Source organism: Bartonella sp. MM73XJBT, assembly GCF_028618465.1.
Lineage (GTDB): Bacteria > Pseudomonadota > Alphaproteobacteria > Rhizobiales > Rhizobiaceae > Bartonella.
In genome coordinates, this window is sequence record NZ_JAQISY010000005.1 from 20,990 (window position 1) to 37,214 (window position 16,225).

General features: G+C 38.9%; 16 protein-coding genes. 10 read left to right on the plus strand and 6 right to left on the minus strand.

Features of this window, described 5'->3' with window-relative positions:
• Nucleotides 1-1,176 precede the first annotated feature (1,176 nt).
• The 3 genes from argB (at nt 1,177) to lepA (ending at nt 5,765) form a co-directional block, all read left to right on the plus strand.
• Nucleotides 1,177-2,082 (plus strand): acetylglutamate kinase, encoded by a 906-nt coding sequence (gene argB / locus PVV69_RS02830; protein ID WP_273720263.1) that lies wholly within the window; start codon nt 1,177-1,179, stop codon nt 2,080-2,082.
• 33 nt (nt 2,083-2,115) lie between these two features.
• A complete protein-coding gene (locus PVV69_RS02835) occupies nt 2,116-3,030 on the plus strand; it encodes a DMT family transporter (RefSeq protein WP_273720262.1) in 915 nt (304 codons plus the stop codon).
• Between the two features lie 929 nt (nt 3,031-3,959).
• Nucleotides 3,960-5,765, plus strand: a complete 1,806-nt coding sequence (gene lepA / locus PVV69_RS02840; RefSeq protein WP_273756370.1) for a translation elongation factor 4 — start codon at nt 3,960-3,962, stop codon at nt 5,763-5,765.
• An 86-nt stretch (nt 5,766-5,851) separates the two neighbouring features.
• Here lepA and dapD read toward each other — a convergent pair whose 3' ends face one another.
• A complete protein-coding gene (dapD, locus tag PVV69_RS02845) occupies nt 5,852-6,700 on the minus strand; it encodes a 2,3,4,5-tetrahydropyridine-2,6-dicarboxylate N-succinyltransferase (protein ID WP_273720257.1) in 849 nt (282 codons plus the stop codon).
• Nucleotides 6,701-6,812: 112 nt separating this feature from the next.
• On the opposite strand from dapD, the gene PVV69_RS02850 reads away from it, so the two are divergent.
• Nucleotides 6,813-7,676 (plus strand): LOG family protein, encoded by an 864-nt coding sequence (locus PVV69_RS02850; RefSeq protein ID WP_273720255.1) that lies wholly within the window; start codon nt 6,813-6,815, stop codon nt 7,674-7,676.
• A gap of 32 nt (nt 7,677-7,708) precedes the next feature.
• Here the strand turns inward: PVV69_RS02850 and truA are convergent, their stop codons facing one another.
• From truA to def, 3 genes are read right to left on the minus strand one after another with little or no spacing between them, the layout of a single operon-like run.
• Nucleotides 7,709-8,452 (minus strand): tRNA pseudouridine(38-40) synthase TruA, encoded by a 744-nt coding sequence (gene truA, locus PVV69_RS02855; protein ID WP_273720254.1) that lies wholly within the window; start codon nt 8,450-8,452, stop codon nt 7,709-7,711.
• Between the two features lies 1 nt (nt 8,453).
• Nucleotides 8,454-9,383 carry a methionyl-tRNA formyltransferase gene (gene fmt, locus PVV69_RS02860; RefSeq protein WP_273720252.1) on the minus strand — a complete coding sequence of 310 codons (930 nt, stop codon included), beginning with the start codon at nt 9,381-9,383 and terminating at the stop codon, nt 8,454-8,456.
• A complete protein-coding gene (gene def, locus PVV69_RS02865; protein ID WP_273756371.1) occupies nt 9,383-9,913 on the minus strand; it encodes a peptide deformylase in 531 nt (176 codons plus the stop codon). The genes fmt and def overlap by 1 nt, the downstream gene beginning before the upstream one ends.
• A gap of 91 nt (nt 9,914-10,004) precedes the next feature.
• Here def and PVV69_RS02870 point away from each other — a divergent pair, with 91 nt between their 5' ends.
• Entirely contained in the window at nt 10,005-11,189 is a 1,185-nt protein-coding gene (locus PVV69_RS02870) for a DNA recombination protein RmuC (protein ID WP_273756372.1), read from the plus strand.
• A gap of 105 nt (nt 11,190-11,294) precedes the next feature.
• A complete protein-coding gene (locus tag PVV69_RS02875; protein ID WP_273720249.1) occupies nt 11,295-11,882 on the plus strand; it encodes a hypothetical protein in 588 nt (195 codons plus the stop codon).
• Between the two features lie 765 nt (nt 11,883-12,647).
• On the opposite strand, the gene PVV69_RS02880 is transcribed toward PVV69_RS02875, so the two are convergent.
• Entirely contained in the window at nt 12,648-12,899 is a 252-nt protein-coding gene (locus PVV69_RS02880) for a DUF1150 domain-containing protein (RefSeq protein ID WP_273720247.1), read from the minus strand.
• Nucleotides 12,900-12,932: 33 nt separating this feature from the next.
• Nucleotides 12,933-13,358: an Hsp20 family protein gene (locus tag PVV69_RS02885; RefSeq protein ID WP_273720245.1), complete on the minus strand. Its 426-nt coding sequence runs from the start codon at nt 13,356-13,358 to the stop codon at nt 12,933-12,935.
• 119 nt (nt 13,359-13,477) lie between these two features.
• Between PVV69_RS02885 and nth the strand changes: the two genes are divergently transcribed.
• The 4 genes from nth to pheS all read left to right on the plus strand — a co-directional run bounded on the left by nth (nt 13,478) and on the right by pheS (nt 16,223).
• Nucleotides 13,478-14,218: an endonuclease III gene (nth, locus tag PVV69_RS02890; RefSeq protein ID WP_273756373.1), complete on the plus strand. Its 741-nt coding sequence runs from the start codon at nt 13,478-13,480 to the stop codon at nt 14,216-14,218.
• Nucleotides 14,219-14,401: 183 nt separating this feature from the next.
• Nucleotides 14,402-14,605 carry a 50S ribosomal protein L35 gene (rpmI, locus tag PVV69_RS02895; protein WP_273756374.1) on the plus strand — a complete coding sequence of 68 codons (204 nt, stop codon included), beginning with the start codon at nt 14,402-14,404 and terminating at the stop codon, nt 14,603-14,605.
• Nucleotides 14,606-14,638: 33 nt separating this feature from the next.
• Nucleotides 14,639-15,040, plus strand: coding sequence for a 50S ribosomal protein L20 (gene rplT, locus PVV69_RS02900; RefSeq protein ID WP_273720240.1), 402 nt, complete (start codon nt 14,639-14,641; stop codon nt 15,038-15,040).
• A 97-nt stretch (nt 15,041-15,137) separates the two neighbouring features.
• The gene (gene pheS, locus PVV69_RS02905) at nt 15,138-16,223 is read left to right on the plus strand and encodes a phenylalanine--tRNA ligase subunit alpha (RefSeq protein WP_273756375.1); all 1,086 of its coding nucleotides are present in this window, start codon (nt 15,138-15,140) and stop codon (nt 16,221-16,223) included.
• The last annotated feature ends 2 nt before the right edge of the window (nt 16,224-16,225 follow it).

A 16,225-nucleotide genomic window follows, 5' to 3' on the forward strand; every position in this document is an offset into this window, starting at 1 on the left:
GAAAAGAGGGGGGATGTTTTAGGCTATAGTTTTATGGCTATCTGTGGATGTCTTAAATTATGGAGTATCACGAAGAGAAGAAACAATTGAATGATTTTACGGTTTTCTATCAGAGGGGGTCGTATATTCTATTAAAAAGGACAAAGCATGACAGAGCTACAGTTTTTTTGATGTGCTGCTGTCAAGCCAGTCCTATCATTCATTTATCCGCTTCTATTATCGCGACTATTTTTTTAAGGGTTCATAAAAAACATTTTTAGTTCTTTTAAAACGGTTTTATTCAAATACTGATATTATCTAGTTCTGCCGTAAAATACTGTTGTTTATGATAGTGATATAAGGTATGGGAAACTTTGCGCATGAAGTCTTTTTAGAGAACGTGTGAGTATTCAGAGCTGGACTTGTTCGTAGAGTCTATGCATTGAACTATAGCAATAGTCAGCAGTAGGAATCCACCGAGAGGGTTCGGGTTGTTTACAAACCGGCAGTGGTAGGGATCTTTGTCTTTTCGGACATGGAGGAGATTAGTTGTCATCTGTAAGCTAACGATTTTATTCATTCATCATAAAAAGGAGGTGAAAATAAAGAAAATATTTCCCTATTCAGAGCTCTCATTTAAAAGAATAATTATGAATTATTATTATAAATCAATGTATTATAGTTCTCTGTAGTATGAGAGAGGGAGACTGTTCAGTTCATATTTTCTGATATTCAATTATGGAAAAGAAGACAAATTTTGAGGTTAAAATTTTAACTTATTTGAAGGTGAACATATGTGCGACTGAGGTATTTTCTATATTGGTGATATGGTGATTCATGATATCGTGATTTTTATTTTCATCTTATAAAATCAATGGTTGTATATATCTGTATTCATTGTTAAAGATCCGTAAGTTAAGTGTACGGTGTGGCTTCAAAGTTCTTCTAAATTCTGCTTTCATTTATATACAAGGTCATAAAGACAATGATATTTTGTATATCTGTTTTGTTTTATTTTTAGATATCAATTCTTTTAAAGGGCAACCTTTATTGCGTCTTTTTATTACTTTTGTGTGATGTAAACAATGGGCGTTTTTTAAGGGGGGGGGGTGGATAGAGTAAACTTGTTTTAAATTTTTTTCACTTTTTCTACATTCTGCTTAAGAAAGGGTAAAAAGTGATGAGGAGGCTCTTTTGATGGATGAAGTTGAAAATGATATTGAAGATGTTTTTGCAACACAAGCAGCATTTTTATCATCTGCTTTACCTTATATGCAAAAGTATGAAAATGAAACAGTCGTTGTAAAATATGGCGGTCATGCTATGGGCGATCCTGATTTGGGGCGGGCATTTGCACGTGATATTGCTTTGTTGAAGCAATCAGGAATCAATCCTGTTGTTGTTCATGGTGGAGGACCGCAAATTGCTGAAATTTTGATGAAAATGGGGATTGAATCACGTTTTGAAAACGGTTTGCGCGTAACTGATGAGCGGATTGTTGAAGTCGTTGAAATGGTTTTGGCGGGTTCCATAAACAAAGAAATTGTTGCTCTTATCAACGCCGAGGGGGAATGGGCAATAGGGTTGTGTGGGAAGGATGGCAATATGGTTTTTGCTGAAAAGGCTTATAAAACTGTTATTGATCCCGATTCACATATTGAACGTGTTTTAGATTTGGGTTTTGTTGGAGAACCGGTTGAAGTTGACCGCACATTGTTAGATCTTTTAGCATGTTCTGAAATGATACCAGTTCTTGCGCCTGTGGCTCCAGGACGCGATGGAAAGACCTATAATATTAATGCTGATATTTTTGCTGGAGCTATTGCTGGTGCATTAGAGGCCAAACGTCTTTTATTTTTAACAGATGTCCCTGGTGTTTTAGACAAAAAAGGTAAACTTTTAAAGGAATTAACGATTTCTGAAGCGGAAATCCTCATTAAAAATGGAACGATTTCAGGTGGTATGATCCCAAAAGTAGAGACGTGTATAAAAGCCCTCCAAAATGGTGTGGAAGGTGTTGTCATTTTAAATGGCAAAACCTCGCATTCTGTCTTGCTAGAATTGTTTACCGAACAGGGAGTTGGAACACTCATTGTTTCCTAAGCTAGAGAGAAGAATTGGAAAAGAAAACCTTTCATGATGAATATAAAACAGTTGAAACATTCTTTATTAAGCAAACCAGAATTCACATTATTTGCTGCGACAATATTGTGGGGTATTACATTTTTAGTCGTTCACATTGCGGTACGCTATAGCGGTCCTCTGTTCTTTGTTGGATTTCGTTTTATTGTTGCATCACTTATATGCGGGGCAATTTTTTGGCGCTCTATGAAAGGTGTAACTGTTTATGAAATTTTTGCTGGGATGGCTATTGGTGTAGGAATGTTTTTAGGTTACGCTTTACAAGCAGCGGGGCTTCAAACCATTATTAGTAGTCAGTCAGCTTTTATCACAGCACTTTATGTTCCGACAGTTCCAATATTGCAATGGATTGTTTTTAGAAAACCACCTCGTTTAGCTTCTTGGCTTGGTATTATTTTCGCCTTTATTGGTCTTGTCTTTATTTCTGGACAAAAGCCAGGACAGTTTGATTTTTCGAAAGGCGAAGTTTTGACTTTGTTAGGCGCTTTAGCAATTGCTGGAGAAGTGATCCTCATCAGCATTTTTGCTAACAGGGTTGATAGTCGACGGGTAACGATTATACAGCTATTTTTTAGTGGTGTTTTTTCATTTTTTTGTATGCCTTTGGTGGGTGAAAGCATACCTGAATTTTCATGGGTATGGTTGAATATCGGAATAGGTTTGGCATTGATGAGTGCGATCATTCAATTGGCGATGAATTGGGCACAAAAATCTATTTCGCCCACACGTGCAACACTCATTTACGCAGGCGAACCTGTATGGGCTGGTATCGTTGGGCGTTTAGCTGGTGAGCTTTTGTCCCCTTTAGCTTTATTGGGGGGAGGGTTTATTTTGATTGGGATTGTTGTGGCTGAACTACAACCTTCACAATGGCGTAAAAAAACGAAAATGACTGAAAAATTTGATTAATTGTGCATTTTTGTCATGCTATTTCCATCTAAAAAGATTTCATAGTTTTTATTTTCAAGTCGATATATTTCTTTATAAGAATAATCTATTTCTTCCTATGTTGAAGAAGAAAGAGGAAAATAGTAAAATTGTCTCATTTAAATCCTATTATTAAATCACTCAAAATCATTTATTTACATGCTACAAGTGAGGTTAGTGGTATGGATAAGAAGCGTTTTTAAAAGCGTAAAAATGTTTCTTATATGAACGCTCTCAAATGCAAGTGTTATTGTAATATTGAAGACTGGCAATAGATGATGGCGCCTTCAGAAGTATAAAAATGGTTTTGTTCAATGCATTTGATATTATACTATTCATGGTTGTTTTCATAAAATGGGTATGATGAGCATTAAGAAAAGTTTCTTTAAAACAGGATATGAATGTGCAAGACAATGGCATTCTATTTTGCGGCGTTTTGTGCTTTATGAGGGGTATGATCCGATCAAGAGAAAGAAGAATAAAATTTTTTAAAGAGTAGACGTTTTTCAAAAGACATGGTGCAAGAGAGAGCTTATTTCTAAAGTTTTAGCAGTTGCGAAGATCATCTGCTTCGTTATAAGGTTGTTTTGTGTAAGGTTGATAAAGAAATAGGCTAGCATGTACAAAGAGAAAACAATACTCTTTGCAAATTTTATCGCAAGTCTAAAGCTATAGAAGAATTTCTAACAATATACAGCATATGAGCGGTAAAAGGGCAATGAATATAAACAAGTTAACAGCATTTGGGTGTTTTGAATCATTTGTATAGAGTTTAGCAAACAAAATCCTCATTTTTTATGTTATGAAGGGCTATGTTTTTAAAGAGTCTTTTCATTTATATTTTTTGCAAGGCTTTCGCAGAGACATAATTGGTCTTTGCCTTTTGTGTCATTCTTTGCTAAATCGCCCCTATGACAGTAGATCGTAATTATATTCGTAATTTTTCCATCGTGGCACACATTGACCATGGAAAGTCAACTTTGGCTGATCGTTTGATTCAAATGACAGGAGGGCTTGAGAGCCGCGAGATGAAAGAGCAAGTGCTCGATTCTATGGATATTGAACGCGAACGTGGGATTACCATTAAAGCACAAACAGTACGTTTACACTATAAAGCGCACAGTGGTGAAACTTATATTTTAAACCTTATTGATACACCTGGTCATGTGGATTTTGCTTATGAAGTTTCACGGTCTCTTGCCGCTTGTGAAGGTTCGCTGTTGGTGGTAGATGCGAGCCAAGGTGTAGAGGCGCAGACGTTGGCAAATGTTTATCAAGCTATTGATAATTCTCATGAATTGGTTGTGGTACTTAATAAGGTTGATCTTCCGGCGGCAGAACCTGAACGTGTAAAAGAACAAATTGAAGATGTGATAGGCATCGATACCTCTGAAGCCGTGGAAATATCAGCAAAAACAGGTTTAGGTGTCCCTGATGTTTTAGAAGCAATTGTTACACAATTGCCCCCTCCACATACGGGTGATGTTGACAAGCCTTTAAAAGCAATGTTGGTTGATAGCTGGTATGATGCATATCTTGGTGTTATCGTTTTGGTACGCGTTATTGATGGTGTGTTGAAAAAAGGTCAAACCATTCGCATGATGGGGACTGGGGCAAAATATCCAGTGGAACGGGTTGGTTTTTTTACTCCCAAAATGATTCAGGCCGATGAATTAGGTCCAGGAGAGATTGGTTTTATAACGGCCTCTATCAAAGAAGTTGCAGATACACGGGTTGGTGATACCATTACGGAAGAGCGCCGCCCTTGTGAAGAGGCATTACCTGGTTTTAAACCAGCCCAACCGGTTGTTTTTTGTGGACTTTTTCCCATTGATGCCGCTGATTTTGATGATTTACGCGCAGCCATGGGCAAATTACGCTTAAATGATGCAAGTTTTTCTTTTGAAGTTGAAACATCAGCGGCTTTGGGATTTGGTTTTCGTTGTGGTTTTTTAGGCCTTCTTCATCTTGAAATTATTCAAGAGCGGTTAGAGCGAGAATTTAATTTAGATTTAATTGCGACAGCGCCTTCGGTTGTTTATCGTATGAATATGAATGATGGTTCTGTCAAAGAACTCCATAATCCAGCGGATATGCCAGATATTATTAAAATTTCTTCTATTGAAGAACCATGGATTCGCGCGACAATAATGACTCCTGATAATTATCTTGGATCCGTTTTAGAGCTTTGCCAAGAACGGCGTGGAATACAAGTTAGTTTGTCCTATGTCGGGACGCGTGCCATGGTGACATATGACTTGCCACTCAATGAAGTTGTTTTTGATTTTTATGATCGTTTAAAATCAATCTCAAAAGGTTATGCTTCCTTCGATTATCAGATGACAGATTATACAGAGGGCGATTTGGTTAAAATGTCTATTTTGGTGAATGGAGAATCGATAGATGCATTATCGATGCTTGTGCACCGCACTATTGCAGAAAAGCGTGGGCGTTCACTGTGCGAAAAATTGAAGGATCTTATTCCTCAGCATATGTTTCAGATTCCAATTCAAGCAGCAATTGGTGGTAAAATCATTGCGCGCGAAACAATTCGTGCTTTACGCAAAGATGTAACAGCGAAATGTTATGGGGGTGATGTTACGCGTAAGCGCAAGCTGTTAGAAAAGCAAAAAGAAGGCAAAAAGCGAATGCGCCAATTTGGAAAAGTAGAAATTCCACAATCGGCTTTTATTCAAGCGCTCAAAATGAATAAATAATGAAATAAGGGAGTATTCTCCCTTATTGATTGCTTTGATTTTGTTGATTGGCTACAGTTCTTTACGGAATTCTTAAAGAGTACACTTTAGTCACGCAAAAGATCATTAATGGATGTTTTCTCTCGTGTTTTTTGATCAACGCGTTTCACTATAACAGCACAATAAAGGCTTGGACCTGCTTCACCATTTGGCAGTGGTTTAGCGGGGAGAGAACCTGGAACAACAACAGAATAGGGAGGGACTTCGCCTATAAAAATTTCGCCTGTTGTACGGTCAATAATTTTTGTGGATTTCCCAATAAAGACTCCCATCCCTAAAACAGAACCTTCACGAATAATGCAACCTTCAACAATTTCAGATCGCGCGCCGATAAAACAATGATCTTCAATAATCGTTGGGTTTGCTTGCAGTGGTTCTAAGACACCTCCGATTCCAACACCACCAGAAAGATGAACATGTTTGCCAATTTGTGCGCAAGAACCAACGGTAGTCCATGTATCAACCATTGTGCCTTCATCAACAAAAGCCCCAAGATTGACAAAGGATGGCATGAGTATAACGTTTGGTGCAATATAGGCAGAATGGCGGACAATTGCTCCAGGAACGGAGCGGAAACCGGCTTTTTGAAAGTCAGCTTCTTGCCAACCAGAAAATTTCGAAGGGACTTTATCCCACCAATATGATTCATTGACGCCACCAGAAAGGATGCGCATAGGATTGAGGCGAAAAGACAAAAGAACAGCTTTTTTCAACCATTGATGAACATGCCATTGTCCATCTTTTTGGCGTTGTGCAACACGGATTTCTCCTTTATCAAGGAGGTTTAGTGCATGTTCGACGCTCTCACGAATTTCCCCCTTTGTGGTAGTATTGATAGAATTGCGGTCGTCAAATGCTTTTTCAATAATCATTTCCAGTTGTGTGAGATGAGTCATGGCTAGAGTTCCGTTAAACAAGTTGAAAGTTTCAATATTTATGACTCTATGGACTACGTGAAGAAATCTGTGCAGTCAATAAAACGATGAGGAAGAGAAATAGGATAGATGCATGAAAAAAGGCTATAAAGAAAAACGAGGAGAAGAACAAAACCATTGGACACCACTGCTTCATGCGAAGGATGCCCTACAACAGGTAAAAAAAGTTTCTGATTCAGCACAAATGCGTTCGCCTACTTATCGTTTGGCTTATATCGATCAAGAATTTATGATGCGTCCAGAATTACGCTCACAACGTATTGGTCTTGAGTTTTTAAAGCCAGAAATAACACTTCAAGAATGTGATATCCAATCAACAGTTGTTTTATTTGGTGGTGCGCGTATTCCTGAATCTGGGCAAGCAGCGTGGGCAGCAAAAAATGACACGCAAAAGAAAAATTTGCATGCTATGTCCCATTATTATGATGAGGCAAGGGAGTTTGCGCGTTTGTGCTCAGGCTATTCTGCTACCACTCAATATCGTGAATTTGTGGTTGTCACAGGGGGAGGACCAGGGATAATGGAAGCAGGAAATCGTGGCGCCTTTGATGTTGGTGCACCAACGGTTGGTTTAAATGTTGTTTTACCCCATGAGCAGGCGCCTAATTCTTACATAACTCCACATTTATGTTTTAATTTTCATTATTTAGGGATGCGCAAAATGCATTTTCTCATGCGGGCAAAGGCATTAGCGATTTTTCCTGGAGGATTTGGTACTCTAGATGAGCTGTTTGAGACATTAACGTTAATACAGACAGGACGGATGAAACAGGTTCCAATTTTATTGTTTGGCAAAGAATTTTGGCACAATGTGATCAATTTTGGTTATTTATCAGAACAAGGCACAATTTCTCCCTCCGATGTTGATTTGGTAAAATTTGTTAATACTGCAGCAGAAGCTTTTGAAGAAATTTGTTGCTTTTATAAGCTTCCTTAATTGCTTTTGAAGAATTAATTTTGATGGGACAGTTAATATTCCACTTTAGTCAAATAAAGCCCTGAAGGCGGTGCAACAACACCACACCGTGTGCGATCTTTAGCATGGAGAGCTGCTTCAAGATCTTGTGCTCTCCAGCGTCCAACACCAACTTCCATCAAGCTTCCTGCAAAGGAACGGATTTGATGATGCAGAAAAGAGCGTGCTTGTGCATAGAGGAAGATTTCTTCTCCTTCTCTTTTCACATCAAGGCGTTCAAGGGTGCGAATAGGGCTTTTAGCTTGGCAATGTACTGAACGAAAGGTCGTAAAATCATGCTTTCCTACAAGTTTTTGGGCAGCTTCATGCATAGCTTCAGCATTAAGGGGTTTTGGTATCCACCATACGCGTTTAGCGTTTAGGGCTGGTGGAGAACGGCGATTGAGAATTTTAAAAAGATAATAACGTTTGATTGCGGAAAATCGTGCATCAAAATCATGAGAGACATTTTCGACATTTAAGATTGAAATATTTTCTCGTTGTTTTTGCAAATGCGCATTCAGAGCATCGCGTATAGTGTGCGTCTGCCAGTTTTTTTCAAAATCAACATGCGCAACTTGCCCCATAGCGTGTACACCAGCATCCGTTCGACCCGCTGTTGTGATGGTCAATTGTTGTCCACAAAAGAGAAAAATGGCTTGTTCAAGAGCTCCTTGTATGGTGTGCAGATCTGCTTGACGTTGCCAGCCAGCATAATTTGAACCATCATATTCAAGGGTGAGTTTAAAACGTGGCATATCAAGAAACAGCAGAAATATGAGCGCCTCGCAAAAATGTTGCGCACTCAAGGACTTTACCACCAGATCTTTGCAGATAGGTTACTTCAAGGCGTCCTTGTCCACAATGGATAATTAAAGAATCTGGTTCTATTCGACCGATTTCAAGAGAAGGACCCGTTGTTACACGACTTCCAAGAATTTTTACACGTTCTTCTCGTCCACCGATATTCATGTTACACCAGCAACCAGGAGAGGGAGAGAGTGCACGAATATGTCTATGAATATGTTCTGCGGGCATTGTCCAATCAATGCGAGTTTCTTCCTTGTCAATTTTGGCGGCATAAGTGATGCCTTCTTCTAATTGTGGGGTAAGTTGAAGCTGTCCTTTTTCCAGAGCTGATAGAGCTTCTATCATAAGTTCTGCGCCGATATGTGAAAGCTTGTTTGCGAGTTCATCGGTCGTTATGTGATCAGTGATAGGGACGGAGCGCGATAAAGCGATAGGCCCTGTATCAAGTCCTTCATCCATTTTCATAATCATCATCCCCGTTTCCTTATCACCAGCCATAATGGCACGCTGAATAGGTGCAGCACCACGCCAACGTGGTAAGAGTGAAGCATGGGCATTAAAACAACCAAAACGCGGTGTTTCAAGAATGGCTTTAGGTAAGAGAAGCCCATAGGCAACAACAACCGCAGCATCAACCGCAAGTGCTGCAAATTGCCTCTGCTGTTCGGTTGTTTTGAGTGTTTGAGGGGTGAATACGGGAATAGATTTTTCTTCTGCAGCATTTTGCACAGGTGATGGGATCAATTTAAGACCACGACGTCCTGCTGGGCGAGGAGGTTGACTGTAAACAGCGACAATATCATGGCCTGCATCTAACAAAGCCTGTAAAATAGGAACAGCAAAATGCGGTGTTCCCATAAAACTTAATCGTAATGCCATTACAATACTGCATCCTGTGTATTGTTTTCTTTTGCACGTTTTTTAAATTTTCGTATCACCATATCACGTTTGATTTTTGAAATGTGATCAATAAAGAGGCGACCATTTAAATGATCAATTTCATGCTGTAAGCAAGTTGCCAAGAGATCATCTGCTTCCATTTCTGTTTGTTTTCCTTCACGATTCTGATAACGAACACGAAGGCGTTTAGGACGTTCAACCTCTGCAAAATATTCTGGAATAGAAAGACATCCCTCTTTGTGAACATTACGTTCTTCTGAAAGCCATAAGATTTTTGGATTGATAATAACCTGTGGATTTTTCTGTTCATCATTTTGCGAGACATCTATGACCAACATGCGCAGTGGTATACCAATTTGGATAGCAGCAAGACCAACGCCTTGAGCATGATACATAGTTTCCAGCATATCATCAGCAAGCTTTTGGAGGGCTTCATCAATATGCTCGACAGGTTTAGATACTTCCCGTAAAATCGGATCAGGTAAAATAACTAAAGGTCTCATTGGCATGGATCACAGATTAATCAATCCATTGTTGTGGGTCAATATTGAATAACGGATTCTCGCGCTTTTTTGCGATAAGAACGTTATATTGTACCTTATGTTTGATTCGTTTTTTTCTTTTACGCTCTCTGATGAGTCTTTTACAAGACTGAGTGCTCTGCTTTTATTGCTGCTTGTATGTTTGGTGTTCTTTATATTGATTTATTCTCACCGAAAAAAGGCATTTTGGGAAAGCGAAGTTGCTAAGTGTGCCCGTGAAGCACAAATACAGATGGCCACATTGCTCAAAACACAAGCTGAAATGCAAGGACGAATGCAAACAATGGCGGAAATTTTTGGTCAAAGGCAGGCTGAATTGAATAAGTCACTTAGTGAGCAACTCAATGGCATGACAGTTAATTTGGGTCAAACCCTTCAGGTACAGACCAAATCAACTTATGAAAATTTAAATCGTTTGCAAGAACGTTTAGCGGTCATTGATGCAGCGCAAAATAATATTCAGTCACTTACGGGGCAAGTCGTTCAACTACAAGCCATTTTAAGCAATAAGCAAACGCGTGGTACTTTTGGTCAAGGACGAATGGAAGCAATTATTGCCGATGCCCTCCCAGCAAATGCTTATGTTTTTCAGGCAGTTCTCTCCAATGGAAAGCGACCAGATTGTCTTATTCATATGCCGAATAAATCACCCTCCTTAGTTGTTGATGCTAAATTTCCTCTAGAGGCTTGGAATGCCATGCGTAAAGCAGCATCCGCACAAGAACGTCAAGAGGCAGAACGTCAATTTCGTACCGATATGGAAGTTCATATTCGTGATATTGCCCAAAAATATCTCATTCCTGGAGAAACACATGATACGGCTTTTCTCTTTGTTCCATCGGAATCGATTTTTGCCACAATCTATGAGGATTTTGAGCCATTGGTACAAAAAGCCAATAAAGCACATGTGATCATTGTATCTCCCTCTTTGTTGATGTTATCCGTTCAGGTTGTACAAACCATTATGAAAGATGCACGGATGCGTGAACAAGCGCATTTGATTCAGTCAGAAGTAGCAAAATTGATGGAAGATTTTGGAAGAATGGATACCCGTGTTCGTGCATTACAGAAGCATTTTTACAAAGCGGGTGAAGATGTAGAGGGAATCTTAATATCGTCCTCCAAAATTATGAAACGTGCTAACCGCATTGAAAATTTTCAATTAAAAGATAATCATGTTGAACCAACGAACATGACAACATCTTTTCAATCGCAAACATTGCGTTTGGTTGATGAGGAATAAAACCAGCTTCTCAGTAATCACAACTATCATGATAGTCTTTTATGGATTGGTAATCATTTTTTAGTATTCATCTCTCATGATTTCCTCATGAAAGAAAGAGAGAATATGCGACACCTTTTGTTTTTAGGGGCATTGGTGTTTCTGCTGGAAGGGTGTGCAACAACTTCCCCGATCCATACAAATAACGCTTGTGCCATTTTGGCACAAAAAGATGGTTTTTTTGATAATTGGGGAAAGGCTTCCAAAAGAGCAGAAATGCGTTATGGAATTCCGATGCCTATTATTCTTGCAACCATTAAGTTGGAATCAAACTTTCGCCATAATGCACGTCCTCCACGCACAAAATTACTTGGTTTTATTCCATGGAAGCGCCGGTCGACAGCTTATGGTTATTCTCAAGCGCTTGACAGTACATGGGCAATGTATCTTCGCTCTACGGGGAGGTCTTTAGCATGGCGTACGAATTTTGCTGATGCTGCTGATTTTGTCGCTTGGTATCATCGTCAAAGTGTGGAGCGCAATGGTGTGAGATTTGATGATGCCTATAGCCTTTATTTAAATTATCATATGGGGCATGGTGCTTATGCGCGCAGTGGGGGATATGCAAATGGTGCACTTGTACAGGCAGCGCAGCGTATGGCAAGAATGTCTAAACAATATGAGCAGCAATTAAAAGCATGTGGGCGGCGTTAAGGAGGATTATAAAAATACCGACAAGAATTGAGTTGGTTTTGCAATTTGTTCCATTATAGAACTTCTTATCAGTAAAATGATCAGGTTTGGTTTTAAAGAGATATCTCTTCATGCTTTCAAGCCAATTTCACGAGAGTGCTCGTGGATAGTCATAAAATGAAGTCCATTGGGCACCACAATTTTTACGCTTATGCAGGTGCAATTGGTCACTATCATTCTCTTTACAGATCCCATGTTCCGACAGCCTTTACATCAAGACTTTTGATAAGAGGCATTTTACGCTTTTTTATAGTTCTTATCCATACCATACACGCTTGTCTTACTTGCAAGAAGCCAGACAATACTTTAATTGATTCAACATAGAAGAGATTTACAATGAAAGAGTCTTACGATATTCAGATCTCTCATTCGATATGTAAACGATAAATTATCATTATCAATAAAATATATATTTTTTAAATTTACATGAATAAAAAACCTTCTTATGATCAAAATCCTTTTTGAAAAGAAAATGCAAATAATAAAAGCTAAACAGCGTAGAGTATACGTAGAGTATAAAAGAAAGAGCAGATACCATTAAATTGATAGTCTAAAGAAATAGCAGAAAATTAAGCGCAGCTATACTTCTTTATAAAAACTAGTTACGCCATTCCTTAAATTAAAATGATTTGCTTCCAATTTATCTATAAAAAGACTAATAGCTATCCTTTCTTAAGAAAGATCGATAAAGCGTATAAAAATATTCAATTATTTTTTTAAACAGTGTTAGTGTAGAGTTACAATTTGTAGCTCATGTTCATTGGCTCCGGCAAGAGCAATAGAACGCTCATCAGACAAAATGATCGGATAACCTGTTTCACCAAAAAGAGCCCATATTGTAATGCCTGGGGTCATTGGAGGAAGATCTGGAAAATTTTTAGCGAGGTCATCGGTACAAACTTTTTTTAAATAAGCAATTTGCCCTACTTCAGAGTAGGACATATTTTGCAACGAAAAGCTTTGTTTATGTTCTCCCATTTCTCTATTCCTTTATGCATTGGCTTTTATGATTTAAGCACTGCTCACTTTAATCGGAATCTGTTTTATTTGTTTTTTTGCTTTTGGTTGGTGTAGATTAATTGATAAAAGACCATTTTTCAACTCCGCATTTGAAACCTCCATTCCCTCGGCTAGAACAAAGGTCCGTTGAAATTGGCGCGCTGCTATACCGTGATATAAATATTGATGATTTTGATTGTCTGTTTGTTTGCCATGAATGATCAGTTGATTATCGTCGAGCAAGATATTGAGATTATTGACTTTAAATCCAGCAACAGCCAAAGTTATACGTATATAGTTTGTGTCATCGTTTTTATGTAAACGCTCAATATTATAAGCGGGATAAGTCTCATCAGCTTTACTAATACGTCGCAATGTTTTTTCTACCGTTTCAAATCCTAAAAGAAAGGGATTGGAGAAAGGCGTCACATGTGTCATTGTGAATGTCCTCTTCAAAGCGGCTTTTCTTGACCAAGCTCTATAAAAAGTGTTTTCTGCATGACTCTCATATGGCAAGTATAAATGATAACTTCAAGAGAGAAGATTGAGAGAGTTCAATGGCTCAAAGGACAAAAAAAGTATCAAAGACGCGAAAATCCTCTGGAACATTGTACAGAGAAGATGAAATTGAAGAAATATTTCGCCGTTTTTCTGTTCAACGTCCGGCTCCTCAGAGTGATCTTATCTATACAGATGTTTTTACGCTCTTAATTGCTGTTGTTCTTTCGGCTCAAGCGACAGATATGAGTGTTAATAAAGCAACAAAAGAATTATTTCGCCTCGCTGATCGTCCGGAAAAAATGATTGCTTTAGGAGAAGAAGAAATTGCACGCCATATTCGTACCATTGGTCTTTGGCGTGCAAAAGCGCGTAATGTTTATACACTTTGTTGCTTTTTAATTGATCACTATGGTGGTCAAGTACCCGATACGCGTGAAGCACTTATGTCCCTTCCTGGAGTGGGGCGTAAAACAGCGAATGTTGTTTTAAATATTGCTTTTGGTCAGCCTACTTTGGCGGTAGACACACATATTTTACGTCTTAGCAATCGTCTTGGTTTAGCGCCTGGTAAAACACCAGAGATTGTTGAAGAAAAGTTGCTCAAGATTATACCGGTTCACTATCTTCGTCATGCGCATCATTGGCTTATTTTACATGGGCGTTATATTTGCCAAGCGCGCAAAGCACAATGTATGCAATGCATTATTGCTGATCTCTGTAAAGCAGCAATCAAAACGAATGCAATTCCAGCACCTTTGGTTGAAGTTCAAGGCAATGGAGCTCCCGTTTTTTTTTGATACACTCTTGCTATTTTGTGTAGACTAGCTTATGAAATGCGGTTGGAACCGTCCGGCAGGGCATGCCGTGGCTGTTTGCATGCTTGTTCAAGCGTTGGTCCGCTTGAATAAAGAAGTCCACTTTAATGAATTATGTGGAATAAAATGAAATTGTAATGAATAAATATTGTATGGAGTAGCAAAATGCCCAAGATGAAGACCAAATCATCCGCTAAAAAGCGGTTTAAAATCACTGCGTCAGGCAAAGTTAAAGGAGCAGCTTCTGGTAAACGCCATGGCATGATTAAACGTTCGAATAAGTTTATTCGCGATGCACGTGGAACAATGGTTTTGAGTGAACCAGATGCTAAAAAAGTTATTCAGTATTATTTGCCAAATGGTTTTTAAACCTTACGCTTTTGATTTTTAGGAGAATATTACATGGCACGTGTAAAAAGAGGTGTAACAGCGCACGCTAAACACAAAAAAGTTTTGAAACAGGCTGAAGGTTTTTATGGTCGTCGTAAAAATACCATTCGTGCAGCTAAGGCAGCAGTTGATCGTTCAAAGCAGTACGCTTATCGTGATCGTAAAAATAGGAAACGTAATTTCCGTGCTTTGTGGATTCAGAGAATTAATGCGGCGGTTCGTGCAGAAGGTTTAACTTATGGGCGCTTTATTGATGGTTTATCAAAAGCTGGTATTGAGGTTGATCGTAAAGTTCTTTCAGATATAGCAATTCATGAAAAGGCAGCCTTTTCTGCTTTGGTTGCTTCTGCAAAGAAGGCTTTGGAATATTTGAAAAACACAACACCTAATGCTTTTGAAGGCGCTGTCAAATAAGCCAGTCGTGTTCTCTTAAAGCATTCATTTATTTGGGATCCCGTACTGGTTATTTCTGGTGCGGGGTTTTTTCTATTCAAAAACAATAGGCAAAAATATGAGCAACATTGAGCGTCTGGAACAAGAAATTTGTTTAGCTTTAGAAGGGGCTTGCGATGAACAAGCGCTAGAAGCAGTGCGTATTGCGGTGTTAGGCAAAAAAGGCAGTATTTCTGAAAAATTAAAAGCATTAGGGAAGATGGATGCTGAAGAGCGCCAAAAAGTTGGTCCAGCTCTTAATGGGTTAAAAAATCGCATTTTAGAATTATGGGCGCAAAGACGTGATCTTTTAAGACGTCAAGCAATGGATGCTCGCTTATCTCGTGAAAAGGTGGATATCACTTTACCCGTGCGTTCTTCGCCTATGGAACGGGGACGTATTCATCCTATTTCACAGGTTATTGAGGAAATTATCGCTATTTATACGAAAATGGGTTTTTCTCTTGCAGAGGGTCCAGATATTGAAACAGATTATTATAATTTTACGGCATTGAATTTTCCTGAAGGTCATCCAGCACGTGAAATGCATGATACTTTCTTTTTTGATGTTGATAAAACAGGGGAGCGGAAATTATTACGCACCCATACATCCCCTGTGCAAATTCGTACCATGGAAAAGCAGAAAGCTCCGATACGTATCATTATTCCTGGGAAAACCTATCGTATGGATTCAGATGCAACGCATTCCCCTATGTTTCATCAGGTAGAAGGTCTTGTTATTGATAAAACCTCTACCATTGCCCATATGATGTGGCTTCATGAGACTTTTTGTAAAGCTTTTTTTGAAGTTCCCTCTGTAAAGATGCGTTTTCGTCCCTCTTTTTTTCCTTTTACCGAACCGTCCATGGAAGTCGATATTCAATGTGATCGCTCTGGTTCGGAAGTAAAATTTGGGGAAGGAGAGGATTGGTTAGAAATCTTAGGATGCGGAATGGTGCATCCCCATGTTTTAAAAAATGTTGGTTTAGACCCCGATGAATATCAAGGTTTTGCATGGGGCATGGGCATTGACCGCATTGCCATGTTAAAATACGGCATGCCTGATTTACGGGCGTTTTTTGATGCGGATCTGCGTTGGTTAAATCATTATGGCTTTCGCTGTTTTGATATGCCTGCTTTTTTTCCTAGTTTAAGAAATGTGTGATC